This window comes from Brevundimonas sp., assembly GCF_965279155.1.
GTDB lineage: Bacteria > Pseudomonadota > Alphaproteobacteria > Caulobacterales > Caulobacteraceae > Brevundimonas.
Map to the genome: position 1 here is coordinate 1992971 of NZ_OZ257138.1, position 19357 is coordinate 2012327.

Consider the following 19357-nt stretch of genomic DNA (forward strand, 5'->3'; position numbering starts at 1 on the left):
ACTCTTGTTCACGCCAAACTTGCGCAGGAAGTCCTGATGTCGATGCAAGACCCGTCTGCCGCCGAGCCCGTGCGCGTGTTCGAGGACGGCTCCGGCGACCGCTTCCTGATCTATGGCGCCCATGACGGAGCCAGGGTCGAAATCCGCTTCGACGGCGATGCGCTGTGGATGAGCCAGGCGCAGATCGCGAGCCTGTTCGGCCGGGACTTGTCCGTGATTTCACGCCACATCAGCAGCATTCTGGAGGAGGGCGAACTCGACGAGTCGATTTCTTTGCAGAAAATGCAAACAAATGGTCGGGGCCGGCCAGGCGTCCTCTACAGCCTCGATATGGTGATCTCGGTCGGCTACCGGGTCAGTTCGGCGCAGGCGACCCTGTTTCGTCGCTGGGCCACCGCCGTGCTGATCCGGTTCGCCACGCGCGGCTTCGTGATCGATGTGGAGCGGATGAAGGCGGGCGGCGAGCAGGATCGCATCCGCGAACTGCGCGACATCATTCGCGACATCCGCAGCGAGGAAGCCAACCTCTATGCGGAAATCCGTCAGATCTGCAGCCTGTGCCAGGATTACGATCCCAGGTCGGACGCCTGGCGCACCTTCTACCGGAACACCCAGGCCAAGCTCTGCTACGCGGTGACCAGTCACACGCCCGCCGAGATGCTGATGACGCGCGCCGACGCGGCGGAAGCCGACATGGGCCTTCGATCCTGGAAGGGTGAGCGAATAGTTTCGGCCGACGTGACCGTGGCCAAGAACTTCCTGGCGCCGGCGGAAGTCCGCGAGTTGAACCGTCTGACTGACCTGCTGCTGACCATCTTTGAAGACCAGTTGGAAACCGGCCGCCTGACGACGATGGCGCAAGCTTCCGAACTTCTGGACGCCCAGTTGAAAGGGTTGGGCCGCGTGGTTCTTTCACACGGCGGTCGTGTGTCCAAGGACGACGCCGACCGCCATGCGAAGGCGGCTTACAAGTCTTTCGACGCCCAACGACGATCGCTTGAAAAGGCGAGTGTTGAGCAGGAGTACGCCGACCTACGAAAGGCCGCCGACGCTCTGTCCGCGTCGAAACGCACACCTCGAAAAACCTAGGCGATCCGTTCCAGCCTGGCGGCGAAGAAGCCGTCGAGACCGCCGTGTTCGGCCCACATGGAGGGCAGGATGCGCAGCCAGCCTTCGGGGGTCAGGGCTTCGGGCGGGGCGCCAAGGGCGGCCGGGTCGGCGGCGACGGTGCGGAAGGCTGGGTTGCGGCGCAGGAAGGCGATGATCTGGGTCTCGCCCTCCTCGCGCTCCAGCGAACAGGTGCAATAGACCATCCGCCCGCCCGGCTTGACCCGTTCGGCGGCGACGTCGAGCAGGCGGTGCTGGACATCGGCCAGTTTGGCGACCTCGGCGGGCTTGGTGGCGCGCAGGACTTCCGGGTTGCGGCGGAAGGTGCCGGTGGCGGTGCAGGGGGCGTCCAGCAGGACGGCGTCGAAGGTGCGGGCGTCCTCCCAGTCCTCAGCCGGGATGGCGATCACCTCGGCGGTCAGGCCGGTGCGTTCCAGGTTCTGGGTCAGGCGCTTCAGGCGCGGGGCCGAACGGTCCAGGGCGACGACCGATGCGCCGGCGGCGGCCAGTTGCAAGGTCTTGCCGCCGGGCGCGGCGCACATGTCCAGTGCGGTTTCGCCGGATTTCACGTCCAGCAGGCGACCGGGCACGGCGGCGGCGGCGTCCTGCACCCACCAGTCCCCGTCGTCGAAGCCGGGCCAGGACGCGACATCGCCACGACGGCCGGTGCGCACGGTTCCACCGGCCAGAGCTTCACCCTCCACTGCAGCGGCCACGGCTGCGGGATCGACGCCGGGCTTCAGGCTGAGATCGGTCGCCGGCTCTTCACGCGCGGCCAGGGCCAGACCGGCCAGCGCAGCCTCGCCATAGGTCGCCTTCCAGCGGGCGGCGATCCAGTCGGGCAGATTGCTCTCGGCCGTCGTCAGACCGGGGCCTTCACGGCCCACGCCGCGCAGCACGGCGTTGACCAGGTTCTTGTAGGGCCGGGTCTTGGGATCGCGCTCGGCCAGTTTCACCGCCGTGGAGACGGCGGCGAAGGCGGGGGTTTCCAGCACCAGGGTCTGGGCCAGGGCGATGCGCATCAGGGTGCGGACGGCCTCGGGCGGCGACTTCTTGAGGCGGCGGTTCAGGATCTGGTCGATCTCGCCCAGGCGGCGCAGGGCCGCCATGGCCACGGCGCGGGCGAAGGCGCGGTCCACGGGCTCCAGCGCGCGGGCGGCGGGCTGGGACAGGGCCTCGTCCAGGCCGTTGCGCTTCTCAAGCGCCGCGTTCAGCAGGAGGCCGGCGACCACGCGGGCCTCGACGCCGATGTCGTCCTGGGACGGGGCGGCGGCGGCGTCCACGGCCGGAGCGGGGCGCGGGCGACCCTTGACGGCCATGCGGCGCCCACGCGCCTGCGAACTCTGTCCGCCTCGTCCCTCAGCACTCATACGGCCACCTGCGCGCCCAGCTCGACCACGCGGCCGGGGGGAATATGGAAGAAGTCGGTCGGATTGGCGGCGTTGCGCATCAGGAAGATGAACAGCCGGTCCTGCCACAACGGCATGCCCTGTCGCGCCGAGGGGATCAGCGAGCGCCGGCCCAGGAAGAAGCTGGTCGACATGATGTCGAACTTCAGCCCCTGCTTGCGGCACAGACCCAGAGCGCGCGGCACGTTCGGCGTCTCCATGAAGCCGTAGGTGACCGTGACCTTTTTGAAGTCGTCGTTGATCGGCTCCATCTTGACCCGGTCGGCCTCCTTGACGCGCGGCCGCTCGGAGGTGCGCACGGTCAGGATGACGTTCTTCTCGTGCAGCACCTTGTTGTGCTTGAGATTGTGCATCAGGGCGACGGGGGCGACGTCGGGGTCGCTGGTCAGGAAGATCGCCATGCCGGGCGCGCGGTGCGGCGGGCGGGCCTGAAGCATCTCGATCAAATCGTTCAGCGGCAGGCTGTCCTTGCGCGTCTTGGCGGTCAGGATCTGGGTGCCCCGCACCCAGGTCCACATGATCACCACCAGACAGGCGCCCAGCACCAGCGGCATCCAGGCCCCGTCGGGGATCTTCAGCAGGTTGGAAGTCAGGAAGACGCTGTCGATGAAGGCGAACGGGATGAGCGTCCCGGCCACCGCCCACATCGGCCATTTCCAGCCCTTGCGGATGACGGAGTAGGCCATCAGCGTATTGACCAGCATGGTCCCCGTCACCGCAACGCCATAGGCGGCGGTCAGGTTGTGCGAGCTCTGGAACACGAACAGCAGCACCAGAACACCGATCATCAGGAAGGTGTTCACCGCCGGCACGAAGATCTGGCCGGCCTGGGTCTCGGACGTGTTCCTGATGTCGATGCGAGGCAGAAGGCCCAGTTGCACCGCCTGCTGGGTCACCGAGAAGGCGCCGGTGATCACGGCCTGCGAGGCCACGACCGTCGAGATCGTCGCCAGGATCAGCATGGGCCAATAGGCGAACTGCGGCACCATGTTCCAGAACGGATTTTCGGCTGCGGCGGGGTTATCCAGGATCAGGGCGCCCTGACCCAGATAGTTCAGCGTCAGGCACGGCAGGACGAAGGCCAGCCAACCCATGCGGATCGGCGCCTTTCCGAAATGGCCCATGTCGGCATAGAGGGCCTCGGCCCCCGTCACCGCCAAAAAGACGCTGCCCAGGATGATGAAACCCAGAAAGCCGTCGTGCAGCAGCAGGCTGACGCCGTAATAGGGCGACAGGGCGCGCAGGATGCTGATGTCGTCGAAGATATGGACCAGGCCCAGGGCGCCCAGGCTGAGGAACCAGACGGCCGTGATCGGGCCGAAATATTTGGCCAGGCTGGCCGTGCCGCGCGACTGGACCATGAAAAGGGCGATGAGGATGCCGGCGGAGATCGGCACGATGAAGGCGTCCAGCTTGCCCGCCAGGCCCGGCGCGTCCTGTAGCCCCTCGACCGCCGACAGCACCGAAATGGCGGGCGTGATGATGCCGTCGCCATAAAACAGCGCCGCGCCGCAGACGCCCAGGATGAAGATCCAGGCGCTGCGCCGACCGACGGCGAACTGCGCCAGGGCCATCAAAGACAGGGTGCCGCCTTCGCCCTTGTTGTCGGCGCGCATCAGGAAGAAGACGTATTTGAACGTCACGACGACCATCAGCGCCCAGAAGGCCAGCGACACCACGCCGACCACGGCCAGATCCCCGCCTACGCCGCGTTGAGCATGGCCGATCGCTTCGCGCAGGGCGTACAGCGGGCTGGTGCCGATATCGCCGAACACCACGCCGATCGCGCCCAGGGTCAAGGCAAACATGCCGCCGTGCTTGGCGACCTGGCCTCCTGGAGCGTGGGACTCGGGTCCCGTGGCGTGGGTAGGCGTGTCCGGCGTGTTCGACGCGGGCGAGGGAGCGCTCGCGTCGTGGGGAGTATCCCCGGCCATGCGTATCCTCCGGGTCTCCGACGCTGCGTCGGTCCCTTCAAAGCGGCGAGCCTTTAGGCTCATTCCGCGCGGTCTTCAATCGTGACGAGGGGGATTCGGTTTCGGCGTTCTGCGGATCGATTTGTGATTCGGGCCATGAGCGCCTATTTTCACATCAGGAACAAAACCATGTCAGACAGCCAGCGCTTCCCCGTCGCCGCCCACGCCCTGGCCTATATGGCCCACAAGGGCGCCTATGGACCTGCGCAGGCCGCACCCAGCGGGGTGTTGGCGTCCTCGATCCCGACCAACCCCGTCGTGGTCCGTCGCGTGACGGCTCTGCTGGCCAAGGCCGGGCTGATCGCCACCCGTCCGGGCGCGACCGGCGGGTCGTGGCTGCTGCGCCGGCCCGAGGACATCCGGCTGGACGAAGTGCTGAAGGCCGTGAACGGCTGCGCCCACATCGGCTCGCCCCCGGCCGGGGCCAAGGGCTGCCCGATCAGCGAACATATCCCGCGCCAGGTGGCCAAGGCCCTGACCGCCGCCGACGAGGCCGCGACCGAGGCCCTGTCCAAGATCACCATCGCGGACCTGTTGGCCGAGAACCCGATTTCTCTGGCGGCCTTTACGCCGCACAAGTCGTGCCCCGTCGCGGCTTGACGATCGGATGAGCCGAACCGCCCTGATCACCGGCGCCTCGGCCGGCATCGGCGCGGCTCTCGCTCGAACCTATGCGGCCGAGGGCTGGAACCTGATCCTGACCGCGCGTCGTGAAGGCCCGCTTCAGGCTCTGGCCGACGAACTGACCGCCGCGCACGGCGCGACCGCGACTGTCATCCCCGAAGACCTGTCCGATCCTGCGGCGCCCGAACGGCTGGTCGCGACCATCGCAGACCACGGCCTGACCGTTGACGGCCTGGTCAACAATGCCGGCTTCAGCCGCGTCACCGGCTTTCTCGACACGGACCTCGGCGCCCACCGGGCCATGATCCAGGTCATGCTGACCGCGCCGGTCGAGCTGTCTCGCCTGCTGCTGCCCGGCATGATCCAGCGCGGCTTTGGCCGCGTGCTGAACGTGGCGTCTCTCGCCGGCCAGATGCCGGCGACCGGCGGCGACACCCTGTATGGGCCGATCAAGAGCTTCCTGATCAAGGCGTCGCAGGGGCTGTATCTGGAAACGCTGGGGACCGGCGTCCACGTCACGGTCCTGAACCCCGGCTACACCCTGACCGAGTTCCACGACGTCAACGGTTCGCGAAACCAGGTGTCCAGCGCCTATCCGGCCTGGATGTGGATGGACGCCGCGCGCGTGGCGCAGATCGGCTACGACGCCTGCGAGGCGAACCGCCCCAGCGTCACGCCCGGCGTCATGAACAACATCATGGCCGGCCTGGCCCGCTTCCTGCCGGACAGCCTGGCGCTACGCATGGTGGCTAACCACGCGAAGCGGCTGGAGCGGCTGTAGACCCCCATCCCCGTCATCCTCGGGCTTGTCCCGAGGACCCACTTTTCCGTCCCACAGTTTTTGGAATGTCGCACACCCACAACGGCTAGTGACTAGTCAGCTGTGGGCCCTCGGGACAAGCCCGAGGGTGACGGTCAATGTCAAATATGAATCGCGTGCCCCAACGCGCGCAGCGACGCCTCGTGGAAGGCCTCGCCCAGGGTCGGGTGGACGTGGATCGTTCCCGCCACATCCTCCAGCACCGCCCCCATCTCCATCATCTGGGCGAAGCTGTTGGACAGTTCCGACACATGCTGGCCCACCGCCTGGATGCCCAGGATTCGGTGATCGGACTTGGATGCGAGCACACGGACGAAGCCGCCGTCCTCGCCCGCCTCGATGGCCAGGGCGCGGCCGATGGCGGCGAAGGGGAAGACGGACTGGATCACGTCGTCGCGGCCCGCGACATCGTTCGGCCCCAGACCGGCCGAGACGATTTCCGGCTCGGTAAAGCAGACGGCGGCGATGGTGACCGGATCGAACACGCGGTCATGGCCGGCGATGATCTCCGCGACCACCTCGCCCTGGGCCGAGCCCTTGTGGGCCAGCATCGGTTCGCCGGTCAGGTCGCCGACGGCCCAGACATTCTTCATGCTGGTGGCGCAGCGCTGGTCGATCTTCACGAACGGCCCCGCCATGGCCACGCCCATGTTGTCCAGACCCCAACCCTGGGTGCGCGGACGGCGGCCGACGGTGACCAGCACCTTGTCGGCGTTTAGTTGCAGCGGCTCGCCGTCCCTGGTCGTGATCGACAGTTTGCCGTCGCCAAACCCTCCGGCGCGTGCGCCCAGGTGCAGCTCGACCCCATGCTTCTCCAGCCATTTGGCGACCGGATCGGTCAGGGCCTTGTCGTAGAGCGGCAGAATCCGCTCGGCCATTTCGACGATGGCCACCTCGGCGCCCAGCTTCCTGAAGGCGATGCCCAGTTCCAGCCCGATATAGCCGCCGCCGACCACGACCAGCTTCTTGGGCACCTCCGACAGGCTCAGCGCCTCGGTCGAGGAAATCACGTCCCCGCCGAACGGCAGGAAGGGCAGTTCGACCGGCTCTGAGCCGGTAGCCAGGATGACGTGTTCGGCGGTGATGCGGATCTCGCCGTCATCGGTCTTCACCACGCAGGTCTTGGCGTCGGCGAACTCGGCCCAGCCCTTGATGACCTTCACCTTGGCCTTCTTCAGCAGGGCCGCGACCCCGGCGTTCAGCTTACGGACGATGCCGTCCTTCCACTCGACCGTCTGCTTCAGGTCGATGGCGGGCGCCGCCGCCGTGATCCCCAGCGTCCCGCCGCCGGCCGCCTTGGCCACCGTCTCGAACTTACCCGCCGCATGGATGATGGCCTTGGACGGAATGCAGCCGACGTTCAGGCAGGTGCCGCCGAGACCGTCGCCGCCGTCCACCAGCACGGTGTCCAGGCCCAACTGGCCGCACCGGATGCCGGCGACATAGCCGCCCGTGCCCGCGCCGATGATCAGGACTTTGGTCTTGAGCTGTTGCATCGTTCGTTCCGTCTCATCCTGCCGACCCTCTCCCATTGGGAGAGGGCTTGAGCGCACGACGCCCCGGCGTCGTTCTTGCGCGAAAGGGTGAGGGTCGGACGGTGCGGACTGGCCCACCGGCAGAACCCTCATCCGGCCCTTCGGGCCACCTTCTCCCAACGGGAGAAGGGCGTCGTCTAGCCTATCCACAAGGTCGCGGGGTGTTCCAGCAGGCCCTTGATCCGCTGCACGAACACCGCCGCATCGTGGCCATCGACGATACGGTGATCGAAGCTGGACGACAGGTTCATCATCTTGCGCACGACCATCTGGCCGTCGCGGACCACGACCCTTTCGGCGATCTTGTTGGGGCCGACGATGGCGACCTCGGGGTGGTTGATGATCGGGGTGTGGACCACCCCGCCCAACGTGCCCAGCGAGGTGATGGTGATGGTCGAGCCCGACAGTTCCTCGCGCTTGGCCGAACCGTCCTTGGCCGCGCCCGAGACGCGGGCGATCTCCAGCGCCGTATCGTAAGGATCGCGCGCCTCGGCGTGGCGGACCACCGGCACCATCAGGCCGTTCGGCGTCTGGGCGGCGATGCCCAGATGGACCGGAGCGTGCTGGGTCAGGACGCCCGCCTCGTCGTCATAGGTGGCGTTGATCTGCGGCTGGTCGCGCAGGGCGACGACGATGGCGCGAGCGATGAAGGGCAGCAGGTTCAGCTTGGGCTGGTCCTTTTGCTTCGTCGCGTTCAGGTGGGCGCGAAGCTCCTCCAGCGCCGTGACGTCGATCTCCTCCACATAGGTGATGTGGGGGATGCGGCGCACGCTCTCGGCCATCTTCTCCGCGATCTTGCGGCGCAGGCCGATGATGCGGACCTCGGTGGTTCCTTCGGCCTTGGCGTAGGTCGAGCCGCCGCCGGACGGGGCCGACGCCGGCTGCGAACCACCGCGCGCAATGAAGCCGTCCAGATCCTCGTGCGTGATCCGCCCGGCCGGGCCGGATCCGGGCACGAAGGTCAGGTCCACGCCCAGGTCGCGGGCGCGGTTGCGAACGGCCGGCGAGGCGGACGGCCGCTCGCCGGGGGTGCGGCCGGTCAGGGCGGGGACAGGCTTGGACGGTGTCGTCGTCGAAGTCGTCGAAATCGCACCCCGAGTCGTCGAAGTCGCAGCGGAAACCGTCGTCGAATTCTCTGCCGGTTTTGGAGCCGGTTTCGACGCCGCGACGGGCGTCGAGACATTGCCCCGGCCCTCGACATCGAACGCGACCAGAGGCCCGCCGACCGGCACCGACTTGCCCGCTTCGCCGTAGATGGCGACGACCGTTCCGGCGACCGGCGAGGTGATCTCGACGGTCGCCTTGTCGGTCATGATGTCTGCGATGATCTGGTCTTCCTCGACCGTATCCCCGACCTTGACGTGCCAACCGACCAGTTCGGCCTCGGCCGTGCCTTCGCCGACGTCAGGCAGTTTGAAGATGTAGTTGCCGGTCGGGGTCTGGGGGGCGTCAAGAGCCCCTCCACCCCGCTTCGCGCGGTCCCCCTCCCCACTGACGTGGGGAGGAGACGATGCCGCCACTGTCTCCTCCCCCCGCGAAGCGGGGGGAGGTGGCTCGGAGCGCAGCGAAGAGACGGAGGGGTTTTGCGCTTCATCCGCATTCCCCGCCCCCTCGACCTCGAACTCCACCAGGGGTCCGCGCACCGGCACCATCGCGCCGGGTTCGCCATGCAGAGCGACGACCTTGCCGCTGACCGGGGCTGTGATCTCGACCGTGGCCTTGTCAGTCATGATGTCGGCGACGATCTGGTCTTCGGCGACCATGTCGCCGACCTTGACGTGCCAGCCGACCAGTTCAGCCTCGGCGGTGCCTTCGCCCACGTCGGGCAGTTTGAAGACGAAACGACCCATCTTAACGACCTCCCGTCATGACGCTCTTCAAGGCGTCTGCGACCCGTTGCGGCCCGGGGAAATATTCCCATTCGAAAGCATGGGGATAGGGCGTGTCCCAGCCGGTCACACGAGCGATCGGCGCCTCCAGATGATAGAAGCAGCGCTCCTGAACCAGGGCCGACAGTTCGCCGCCGAAGCCCGAAGTCTTGGGCGCCTCGTGCACGATGACGCAGCGGCCGGTCTTCTTCACGCTGGCCTCAATGGTCTCGATGTCCAGCGGCACCAGGGTGCGCAGGTCGATGACCTCGGCGTCCACGCCCGCATGTTCGGCGCCGGCCAGAGCGACCCAGACCATGGTGCCATAGGCCAGGATGGTGACGTCGGCGCCTTCGCGCATGATGCGCGCCTTGCCGATAGGCTCGACATATTTGCCGGTCGGGACCTGGGCCAGGTCCTGGGCCTTCCACGGCGAGACCGGCTTCTCGTGCCAGCCGTCGAACGGGCCGTTGTAGAGGCGTTTGGGCTCGAAGAAGACGACCGGATCGTCGTCCTCGATGGCCGCCGTCAGCAGGCCCTTGGCGTCATAGGGATTGCTGGGAATGATGACCTTCAGGCCTGCGATATGGGTGAACAGGCTTTCCGGCGACTGACTGTGGGTCTGGCCGCCGAAGATGCCGCCGCCATAGGGCGAACGCACCACGATGGGGCTGGTGAACTGACCGCCCGAGCGATAGCGCATCTTGGCCGCTTCGGAGACGATCTGGTCGTAGGCGGGATAGATGTAGTCGGCGAACTGGATCTCGACGACGGGGCGCAGACCATAGGCGCCCATGCCGATGGCGGCGGCGACGATGCCGCATTCGCTGATCGGGGCATCGAAGCTGCGGGTCAGGCCGTGCTTCTGCTGCAGCTTGTCGGTGACGCGGAAGACCCCGCCGAAATAGCCCGCGTCCTCGCCGAACGACAGGACGTTGGAATCCTCGCTCATCTTGACGTCGATGGCCGAGTTCAGGGCCTGGATCATGTTCATCGGCACGACGCCCGAGCCCGTCGCCTGCGAGGCGGGGGCTGCGTTCTGGTCGACCATGTCCGGCTCGACGCCGTCGTTGCGATCGGCGTCGGTGAAGGTGGTTTGCTCAGCCATGGTCAGACCCCCACCTCGCGGCGCTGTTCGATCAGCCGCCAGTCTTCGGTCGCATAGACCTCTTCGAACATCGTCTTCACGCTGGGGCGCGACTGACCCAGGGTGCCGATGGCCTCGGATTCTTTGCCGGCAGCGCGGACCTGTTCGACCGCCTCGCGCAGGGCCGTGGCATGACGTTCGTCGTCCCATTCGCCGATTACGGTCAGGTGCTGACGCAGCCGTTCCAGCGGATCGCCCAGCGGCCATTTCTCGTGCTCGTCGCCGGGGCGATAGCGGCTGGGATCGTCGGAGGTCGAGTGCGGTGCGCCGCGATAGGTGAACAGTTCGATCACCGTCGCCCCCTGGTTCGAGCGCGCGCGTTCCTCGGCCCACTGGGTCGCCGCCCAGACCGCCAGGAAGTCGTTTCCGTCCACGCGCAGGGCCGGCAGGCCATAGCCGATAGCCTTGGAGGCGAAGGTGGTCTCCAGCCCGCCGGCGATGCCCTGGAAGGACGAAATGGCCCACTGGTTATTGACGACGTTCAGGATGACTGGGGCGCGATAGACGGAGGCGAAGGTCAGGGCGTTGTGGAAGTCGCCCTCGGCCGTGGCGCCGTCGCCGATCCAGCTGATGGCGATCTTGTCGTCGCCCTTATAGGCGCTGGCCATGGCCCAGCCGACGGCCTGGGGCACCTGCGTGCCCAGATTGCCGCTGATGGTGAAGAAGCCATAGTCCTTGGCCGAATACATGATCGGCAGCTGGCGGCCTTTGATCGGGTCCGCCGCGTTCGAATAGATCTGGTTCATCATCTCGACCAACGGATAGCCGCGCGCGATCAGCAGACCCTGCTGGCGATAGGTCGGAAAGCCCATGTCCTCGCGGCTCAGGATCATGCCCTGGGCGACCGCGATGGCCTCTTCGCCGGTGCACTTCATATAGAAGCTAGTCTTGCCCTGGCGGTGGGCGCGGTGCATCCGGTCGTCGAAGGCGCGGGTCAGGATCATGGCCTTGAGACCGCGACGCAGCGTCTCGGCGTCCAGGCGCGGGTTCCACGGCCCGACGGCGTTTCCTTCGTCGTCCAACACCCGAATCAGGCGGAAGGCGAGATCGCGCATCTCGTACGGCGTCGATCCGACCTCGGGCCGTTCGACCACGCCAGCGGGGTCCATCAGCAGGTGGCTGAAGTCCGGCGCATCGCCGGGTCGGCCGGACGGTTCCGGCACGCGCAATGACAGGGGCTGACTGTTCTTTTTCACGTTTTCGTCGTTCATGCGGGCGTCCATATCCATTCGGGGTCCGTCCGTGTTTCCTCTGGACGTGTGATAACACGGCCCCTAAGCAGGTGCTCGCTCAAATTGACCTTGCACAATCCCGATATCGGGTATTTTATTTCGCGATAATCATAATCGGAGAAACGCATTGGCCGACGAACTCGACCCCATCGACGCCCGCATCCTGGATATCCTGCAGCAAGACGCCGGGCTGTCGGTCGCGGAGGTCGCGGATCGCGTCGGACTGTCGGCCTCGCCCTGCTGGCGGCGGATCAAGCGGCTGGAAGATTCCGGCCTGATCACCAAGCGGGTCACCCTGCTGAACGCGCAGCTGCTGGGCCTGGACTTCGAGGTCTACGCCATCGTCAAGCTGATGCTGCCTTCCGCCGACAATCTGAACCTGTTCGAAGCCGCCGTGGCCAAATGGCCGGAGGTGGTCCAGTGCGCCACCATCACGGGGCGCGAGGATTATGTGCTGCGCATCATTACTTCGGACATGCACGCCTTCGACCTGTTCCTGCGCGAGAAGCTGCTGGCCCTGGGCATCGTCTCGGACTGCGAAAGCCACATCGTCACGCGCGGCGTGAAGAATGTGACCGCCCTGCCTCTTGGCATCATCACGCCTCACGTCGGATAAGAGGTCTCAGGCGACTGCGTTCGCCAAGGGACCAAAGTCATGATCGAACTGGTGATCGACGCGCGCCGCAAGGACCTGGGTGGGTTCGAAGTCGGGCGCGTCCTGCCCTTCCATTCACGCCGGATGGTCGGGCCGTTCATCTTCCTGGACCAGATGGGGCCTGTCGAATTCGCGCCAGGCGCCACGGCCATCGACGTGCGGCCGCATCCGCATATCGGCCTGTCGACCCTGACCTATCTGTTCGAGGGCGAGATCATGCACCACGACAACCTCGGCTACGATCAGGCGATCCGACCGGGCGAGGTCAACTGGATGACGGCCGGCAAGGGCATCGTCCATTCCGAACGCACCGATCCGCTGAGAAAGAGCACCGGCGGGCCGATGCACGGGATGCAGGCCTGGGTCGCCCTGCCCGACGATGCCGAAGAGATCGATCCGGCCTTCCACCACCTGGGCGAGGACGCACAACCCGCATACGAGAACGGCGGCCTGTTCGCACGTCTGGTGGCGGGCGAGGCGTATGGCGCCAAGGCGGCCGTGCCGGTGTCGTCGCCGTTGTTCTACATCCACTGGGAGCTTCAGCCCGGCGTCCGCACCGCCCCGCCGTCCGGCAAGGGGGCGGGCGGCATGAGCGAGCGCGCCCTCTATGTGGCCAAGGGCGCCATCGAGGTCGGCGACCGCACCTTCCACGAGGGTCAGATGATCGTGCTGGAGCTGACGGCCGAACCGACCGTCAAGGCCCTGGTCCAATCAACCGTCATGGTGCTGGGCGGAGAACCGGTAGGCGAACGGCTGATCTGGTGGAACTTCGTCGCCTCCAGCCAGGCTCGCATCGACCAGGCCAAGGCCGACTGGAAGGCCGGCCGCATGAGCCTGCCCCACGCCGACGACCTGGAGTTCATCCCCCTGCCCGACGAACCCGCCAAGGCCCAGGCCGCGCCCGCACCGGTGGAACCCAAGCCGACCGACCCGGTCTAGGGGCAAAGCACTGACTTTCTCCCTCCCCCTGCGGGGGAGGGTGGTCGAGCCGAAGGCGAGACCGGGTGGGGCCGGCAGGGCAACGCGCCACAGATTTGTCTTGCCTCAAAGCCCGTGCGTCCCTGCCGGGCCGCCCCACCCCGTCGCTGCGCGACAACCCTCCCCGGAACGGGGAGGGAGAAGCCAGCGCGATCCCCGCCCCATTTGCCCCCGCCTTCGCAACCCGCTAACGCCTGCGCCATGAACTTCGATTTCGACGCCCAGGTCACCGCCGCCCTGTTCGACAACGCCGGCGCCGTCTTCGCCCTCGGCGACGGCTCCGTTCGGTTCGAGGACCGGACGCGGGTCGAGGCCCATGACGGCGCCGTGCTGTGCGCCTGCGTCCATCCGTCCGGCCACGGGATCGTCACCGGCGGAGACGACGGCAAGGTCGTCTGGAGCCGCCGCGACGAGGATCCGGTCGTCCTGGCCACAGCTAAAAACCAGTGGATCGACGCCATCGACGCCTCGCCGGCCTCGGGCCTGATCGCCTTCTCCTTCGGCCGCACCCTGTCGGTGATCGATCCCAACGATGTCGGTTTCCGCCGCGACTTCGAGCACGAGCGCACCGTCTCCGGCGTCGCCTTCGAGCCCAAGGGCCGGCGCATCGCGACCTCGACCTACGGCGGGGCGGCGCTGTGGTATGCGCGGATCGAAAAGCAGCAGCCGGTTAAGCTGGCCTGGGCCGGATCGCACACCGGCGTCGCCTTCTCGCCTGACGGCGCCTTCGTCGTCACCACCATGCGGGACAACCAGATGCACGGCTGGCGCATCAAGGACGCCAAGAACCTGCGCATGGGCGGCTATCCGGGCAAGGTGCGTTCGATGGCCTTCCTGGCCAATGGTCAGCTGATGGCGACCTCGGGCGCACAGGGCGCGGTGCTGTGGCCTTTCATCGGATCGAACGGACCGATGGGCCGCGAGGCGACCGAGATCGGCTATGACGACACGACCCTGGTCAATCTGGTCTCGGCCCGCGCCGATCAGGGGCTGCTGGCTGCCGGCCTGACCGACGGTCGGGTCTGGGTGGCGCATCCAGCCGCCCAAGGGCTGAACTTCGTCAAGGCCGAGAAGGGGCCGGCCATCGTCGCCCTGTCGCTCAGCCCTGCCATCGACAAGGTCGCCTGGGCCGACGAGGACGGCGCCGCCGGCGTGATCATTCTCTGATGGCCAAGGGTCGCAAGAGCTGGCGTCGGGTCGTGCTGACCGCCCTTCTGATCCTGGCCCTGTTCCCGGTCGCCGGGGTGCTGATCGTCGCCGCCGTGCCGCCGCCGCCGACCATACTGATGCTACGCCAGCTCGCCCGCGGCGAGGGCATGGATTACCAGTGGCGCGGCCTGAACCAGATTTCCCCCAACCTGGTCAATGCCGCCATCGCCGCCGAGGACGCTCGCTTCTGCAGCCACCACGGCTTCGACATGGAGGCGATCCAGAAGGCGCTGGATCATAACGCCGAGGGCGGACGCATTCGGGGCGGTTCCACCATCAGCCAGCAGACGGCCAAGAACGTCTTCCTGTGGCCGGGCCGCGACTGGGTCCGCAAGGGGCTGGAGGCGGGCTACACCGTCCTGATCGAGACGGTCTGGTCCAAGCGCCGGATCATGGAGGTCTATCTAAATGTGGTGGAATGGGCGCCCGGCGTCTATGGCGCCCAGGCCGCCTCGCGCCACTGGTTCGGCAAGGACGCCCGCGACCTGAGCCCGCGCGAGGCGGCGCGTCTGGCCGCCATCCTGCCCGCCCCGCGCCGTTACCAGGCGGCGGCGCCCGGTCCCTATGTCCGCCGAAGGGCGTCGCGCGTCCAGGCGGCCATGGGCACGGTGCGCAACGAAGGGCTGAACGCCTGCGTCGTCGGCCGGGACTGACGCCAAAGCCTGGTTAACCCTTCCCCTTGAGGCTTCCCTTAACCGCCCGATGGCACATTGAGCGCTATTCGGGCGATCTGCGCCCTCGGGGATGATCATCGTGAAGGCTTTCACACGGATCGGCGAAGCGGTTCAGGGCCTGCGCAGTCTGGCGGCGCGCCTGTCGTCCGACCGGGGCGGAAACGTCGTGATGATCTTCGCCCTGGTCATGCCGGCCCTCGTGATGATCACGCTGGGCGGGATCGACATCAACCGCATCACCACGGTCAAGGCCCGCGTTCAGGACGCCCTGGACGCCGCCGCCTTGGCCGCCGCACGGTCGTCCTATACCGATCCTGATGACCTGCAGGCGGTGGCCGTGGTGGCCTTGCGGGCCAATCTGCGAAACGCCTCGGTCGAGCCTTTCGCCGACGATGCGGTCAAGATCGTCCTGACCAAGGACCAGCTGATCGTCGCCGACATGCAGGTTCAGGTGAAGACCCTGGTCGCCAACGTCTTCCTGCCGCCCTACGGCAAAATTCTGGATGATACCCTGCCGGTCAGCGTCCATTCCGAGGTCAATCGGTCTTCCAAGGACATCGAGGTCTCGCTGGTGCTCGACATCACCGGCTCGATGGCCAGCAACAACCGCATCGGCGACCTGAAGAATGCGGCGAACCAGCTGATCAAGCTGGTGGTCCAGCCGGCCGCCAAACAGACCCCCTACTATTCACGCATGGCCATCGTCCCCTATTCGATCGGCGTGAATGTGGGATCCTGGGCCGACGGCGCCAGAGGCGCGTCAGTGGGAACCACGGCCATAACCGGCGCCTCCTGGGCGGCGGCTGCGGCGAAGTCGATCGGCGGCATCACCCGCGCCTCGCCCGGCGTCGTCACCGCAAACGGTCACGGACTGGCGAGCAACGACTACGTCTGGATCAGCAGCGTCAACGGCATGACCCAGATCAACAACCGCGTGTATCGCGTGGTCTACATCGACGCGAACCGGGTGTCCCTGCAATACCAGTCGGGCGGCACCTGGCTTACGCTGAACACGACCAGCGGCAATGGCTACAGCAGCTACAGCTCGGGTGGTCAGATTCGCAAATGCACGCGGTCGGACTGTTTCGTCACCGTCACCTCGCGAAACCACGGCCTGTCCGAAGACGAGGGCGTCCAGATCGCCGGCGTCAACGGCATGACGGCGCTGAACACCACGAACGGCGGCCTCTACGAAGTCTTCGAGAAAACCTCCAACGACGCCTTCGTCCTGCCTGTCGCCGGCGCCGCCTATGCCGACTACACCAACAGCGGAACAGTCCAGTGCGGGCGTGATGGATGCGCCAAACGGGTGTTTCGAGATGCGCAGTACAATCGCCTAACCGTCTTCGACAACACGTCCTGCGTCAGCGAACGGACGGGATCGTCCGCCTATACCGACACCGCGCCGGGCTCGTCCTATGTGGGTCGCAACTACGCCTCACCGCGCAATCCCTGCCCTGGCGCGACTATCCAACCGCTGACGTCAAACATCGACACCCTGACCGGACTGGTCAACAGCCTGAACGTCACCGGATCGACGGCCGGTCAGATCGGCCTAGCTTGGGGCTGGTACACGGTTTCGGACCAGTTCAACGGCCTGTGGTCGTCCAATACCGCCGCCGCCTATGCGCCGAACAAGGTGCTGAAGGCCGTGATCCTGATGACGGACGGCGAGTTCAACACCCCTTACTGCGGCGGGGTAATCGGTCGCGACGCGGGTTCCGGCTCGGGCAACCTCTATGACAAGATCGCCTGCGACGCGACCAATGGCGACCCGTTCGATCAGGCGGCCCAGCTCTGCACCAGCATGAAAGCCAAGGGCATCATCGTCTATACGGTCGGTTTCTCGATCACGCCCGGCAGCGAGGCCGCGACGATCCTGAGCACTTGCGCTACCGACAAGGACAAGGCCTTCCTGCCGCAATCGGGCGCGGACCTGTCCAACAATTTCCAGGCCATCGGCCGCGACATCACCCGACTTCGGATCTCCCGCTGACATCTTACAGCAGGCGGATTTCCCGCAGGCGTTCTGTCAGATAGTCCTCGGCCAAGATGGTCTTGCCCGCATAGCGGTCGGGATTGTCCGGCGTGATGGCGCTGGGCAGGGTCTCGATGGGGAAGTCCGGGTTGAAGTGCAGGAAGAAGGGCGTCGAATAGCGGGCGAAGCCGCGACGCTCGGGCGCTGGATTGACCACGCGGTGGGTTGTCGAGGGCAGGACGTGGTTCGTCAGGCGCTGCAGCATGTCGCCGATATTGACGACCAGGGCGCCGGGCGGCGGCGCGATGTCCAGCCAGCTGCCGTCCTTTTCCTTGAGCTGTAGGCCGGCCTCCTCCGCGCCCAGCAGCAGGGTGATGACGTTGATGTCTTCATGGGCGCCGGCCCGCACGCCGGGCGCATCGGCCGGAACCGGCGGATAGTGCAGCATGCGCAGGACGCTGTTGCCCATCTCGACCTTGTCCGCGAAGAAATCGTCGTCCAGCTTCAGATAGCGGGCGATGGCGCGCAGGATCTTGGCGCCCAGGGCGTCCAGATCCTCGAACATGCCATAGAGGTGCGGCTTGAAGCCTTCGACCTCGGTCGGCCAGACGTTGTCGCGCATGTAGCGGCGATAGGGATGCCCTTCAGGCAGTTCGCGGCCGACGTGCCAGAACTCTTTCAGGTCAACGGCATTGGCTCCTTTTGCCGCCTCGACCCCGAACGGCGTCAGGCCGCGCGCACCGCCCGTGCCCGGTTGGTGATACTGGCGCTTCATCTCTTCCGGCAGGGCGAAGAAGGCTTTGGCGTCGTCGATGGCCGCGGTGATGCGCGCCTCGTCCAGACCGTGGTCGGCCACCACAGCAAAGCCGTATCGCGAGAAGGAGGCGCCCAGGGCGTCGCTGAACGCCTGAAAATCGGCGTCATACTGGGTCATCGAGACCGGCGTGATGGCGCGGTCGGCGGGGCTGTCGTTCAGGGTCGTGCTCACGGACGTCCTCGATCTGGGAATGTGCGGCGGTTCCCATACGCCTAATCCACGCCCTTGTCAGTTCATCGTCGAACGGGGTCGCCAAGGCCGTTCACGCGCCATACAGCTTGGAACCTTCACAGTAAGCATACGTTTCCGCGCCAGACCCATTCACCAAAGGACCATTCCATGCGCGCCAAGATCATCGTCGCCAGCGTCTCGATCGCCGCCCTGCTGGGCGCCGCCGCCTGCACCACGACCGACCCCTATCGCTCGGGTCCCGTGCGCAACAACACCGGAACCGGCGCCATCGCCGGCGCTCTGGGCGGCGCGCTTCTGGGCTATCTGACCAACACCTCGAACGGCGAGCAGGGCCGCAAGAACGCCCTGATCGGCGCTGGCGTCGGCGCCCTGGGCGGTGCGGCCGTGGGCCAATATATGGACCGCCAGCAACGCGCCATGGAGGCCGAACTGTCCGGTTCCGGCGTCGGCGTGGCGCGCCAGGGCGACGTGCTGGTTCTGCGCATGCCGTCGGACGTGACCTTCGCCACCAACCAGTCCTCGATCGATCCGCGCTTCCTGCCCGTCCTCGACGACGTGGCGCGCGTGCTGCAGCAGTACGACCAATCGACGGTGGACGTGATCGGTCACACCGATTCCTCGGGCGGCGATGCAATCAACCAGCCCCTGTCGGAACGCCGCGCTGGCAGCGTCGCCTCGGAACTGGTGCGTCGCGGCGTCATCGCCCAGCGGCTCTATGTCGCCGGCAACAGCGCGCGCAATCCCATTGCGTCGAACGCCACCCCCGAAGGCAAGGCGCAGAACCGCCGCGTGGAAATCCTGATCCGTCCGTTCACCGGCTGATCGACGGCTTCATCTCAAGACCTGGAGAAGGGCGGCGTCGCAAGGCGTCGCCCTTTTTCGTTATTCAATCACAGGCTTCGTGATTTGCGCGCACTGGCACACCATGGTTCTCGATCGCTTCGGATCATGGGGGGTAATGCAGTGGCGCCTGAGGATCGGGAGTTCGGACAAAGTCTGAAGCTGACCGCAATCGCGGTGATCAGCGCCGTCTTGACGGCGACCCTCGTCATCGGCGCCGGCCAGTCGCTTTTGCGCGGCTCCGAACCGGTCATCAGGCTGGAAGCAACCGTCGTCTCGCACGCATCTTACGACTGATC

17 protein-coding genes are annotated in these 19357 nt (G+C 66.4%); 10 read left to right on the forward strand and 7 right to left on the reverse strand.

The genetic code is table 11. The annotated features are described in order from the left end of the window. Positions 1 to 36 precede the first annotated feature (36 nt). Positions 37 to 1089: a RhuM family protein gene (rhuM, locus tag ACQY72_RS09580; RefSeq protein ID WP_428153238.1), complete on the forward strand. Its 1053-nt coding sequence runs from the start codon at positions 37 to 39 to the stop codon at positions 1087 to 1089. On the opposite strand, the gene ACQY72_RS09585 is transcribed toward rhuM, so the two are convergent. Together ACQY72_RS09585 and ACQY72_RS09590 are read right to left on the reverse strand one after the other, a co-directional pair. Continuing rightward, on the reverse strand, positions 1086 to 2426 hold the full coding sequence (locus ACQY72_RS09585; RefSeq protein ID WP_428153239.1) for an RsmB/NOP family class I SAM-dependent RNA methyltransferase: 1341 nt from the start codon (positions 2424 to 2426) through the stop codon (positions 1086 to 1088). The two genes, rhuM and ACQY72_RS09585, sit on opposite strands and share 4 nt — an antisense overlap. 47 nt (positions 2427 to 2473) lie before the next feature. Next, positions 2474 to 4450, reverse strand: a complete 1977-nt coding sequence (locus tag ACQY72_RS09590) for a potassium transporter Kup (protein ID WP_428153241.1) — start codon at positions 4448 to 4450, stop codon at positions 2474 to 2476. A gap of 168 nt (positions 4451 to 4618) precedes the next feature. Between ACQY72_RS09590 and ACQY72_RS09595 the strand changes: the two genes are divergently transcribed. Further along, positions 4619 to 5089, forward strand: a complete 471-nt coding sequence (locus tag ACQY72_RS09595) for an Rrf2 family transcriptional regulator (protein ID WP_428153242.1) — start codon at positions 4619 to 4621, stop codon at positions 5087 to 5089. Positions 5090 to 5096: 7 nt separating this feature from the next. Beyond that, complete coding sequence (locus ACQY72_RS09600) at positions 5097 to 5894, forward strand: SDR family NAD(P)-dependent oxidoreductase (protein WP_428153243.1); 798 nt, start codon at positions 5097 to 5099, stop codon at positions 5892 to 5894. Between the two features lie 140 nt (positions 5895 to 6034). On the opposite strand, the gene lpdA is transcribed toward ACQY72_RS09600, so the two are convergent. From lpdA to ACQY72_RS09620, 4 genes are all read right to left on the reverse strand, one after another. After that, entirely contained in the window at positions 6035 to 7429 is a 1395-nt protein-coding gene (lpdA, locus tag ACQY72_RS09605; protein ID WP_428153244.1) for a dihydrolipoyl dehydrogenase, read from the reverse strand. Between the two features lie 176 nt (positions 7430 to 7605). After that, complete coding sequence (locus ACQY72_RS09610; RefSeq protein ID WP_428153245.1) at positions 7606 to 9318, reverse strand: 2-oxo acid dehydrogenase subunit E2; 1713 nt, start codon at positions 9316 to 9318, stop codon at positions 7606 to 7608. 1 nt (position 9319) lies between these two features. Continuing rightward, the gene (locus ACQY72_RS09615) at positions 9320 to 10444 is read right to left on the reverse strand and encodes an alpha-ketoacid dehydrogenase subunit beta (RefSeq protein WP_428153247.1); all 1125 of its coding nucleotides are present in this window, start codon (positions 10442 to 10444) and stop codon (positions 9320 to 9322) included. A gap of 2 nt (positions 10445 to 10446) precedes the next feature. After that, complete coding sequence (locus ACQY72_RS09620) at positions 10447 to 11694, reverse strand: thiamine pyrophosphate-dependent enzyme (protein WP_428153248.1); 1248 nt, start codon at positions 11692 to 11694, stop codon at positions 10447 to 10449. 148 nt (positions 11695 to 11842) lie between these two features. Between ACQY72_RS09620 and ACQY72_RS09625 the strand changes: the two genes are divergently transcribed. The 5 genes from ACQY72_RS09625 to ACQY72_RS09645 all read left to right on the forward strand — a co-directional run bounded on the left by ACQY72_RS09625 (position 11843) and on the right by ACQY72_RS09645 (position 17227). Further along, entirely contained in the window at positions 11843 to 12331 is a 489-nt protein-coding gene (locus tag ACQY72_RS09625; RefSeq protein ID WP_135194232.1) for an Lrp/AsnC family transcriptional regulator, read from the forward strand. Positions 12332 to 12370: 39 nt separating this feature from the next. Then, positions 12371 to 13309, forward strand: a complete 939-nt coding sequence (locus ACQY72_RS09630) for a pirin family protein (protein ID WP_428153250.1) — start codon at positions 12371 to 12373, stop codon at positions 13307 to 13309. 240 nt (positions 13310 to 13549) lie between these two features. Beyond that, positions 13550 to 14515, forward strand: coding sequence for a WD40 repeat domain-containing protein (locus ACQY72_RS09635; protein ID WP_428153252.1), 966 nt, complete (start codon positions 13550 to 13552; stop codon positions 14513 to 14515). Then, complete coding sequence (gene mtgA / locus ACQY72_RS09640) at positions 14515 to 15210, forward strand: monofunctional biosynthetic peptidoglycan transglycosylase (RefSeq protein WP_428153254.1); 696 nt, start codon at positions 14515 to 14517, stop codon at positions 15208 to 15210. The genes ACQY72_RS09635 and mtgA overlap by 1 nt, the downstream gene beginning before the upstream one ends. Positions 15211 to 15310: 100 nt before the next feature. Further along, entirely contained in the window at positions 15311 to 17227 is a 1917-nt protein-coding gene (locus ACQY72_RS09645) for a pilus assembly protein TadG-related protein (RefSeq protein WP_428153255.1), read from the forward strand. Between the two features lie 4 nt (positions 17228 to 17231). Here the strand turns inward: ACQY72_RS09645 and ACQY72_RS09650 are convergent, their stop codons facing one another. Then, positions 17232 to 18143, reverse strand: coding sequence for an isopenicillin N synthase family dioxygenase (locus tag ACQY72_RS09650; protein WP_428156694.1), 912 nt, complete (start codon positions 18141 to 18143; stop codon positions 17232 to 17234). A gap of 222 nt (positions 18144 to 18365) precedes the next feature. Here ACQY72_RS09650 and ACQY72_RS09655 point away from each other — a divergent pair, with 222 nt between their 5' ends. Beyond that, entirely contained in the window at positions 18366 to 19040 is a 675-nt protein-coding gene (locus ACQY72_RS09655; RefSeq protein WP_428153256.1) for an OmpA family protein, read from the forward strand. A 126-nt stretch (positions 19041 to 19166) separates the two neighbouring features. Next, positions 19167 to 19355, forward strand: coding sequence for a hypothetical protein (locus ACQY72_RS09660; protein WP_428153257.1), 189 nt, complete (start codon positions 19167 to 19169; stop codon positions 19353 to 19355). Positions 19356 to 19357: the final 2 nt, after the last annotated feature.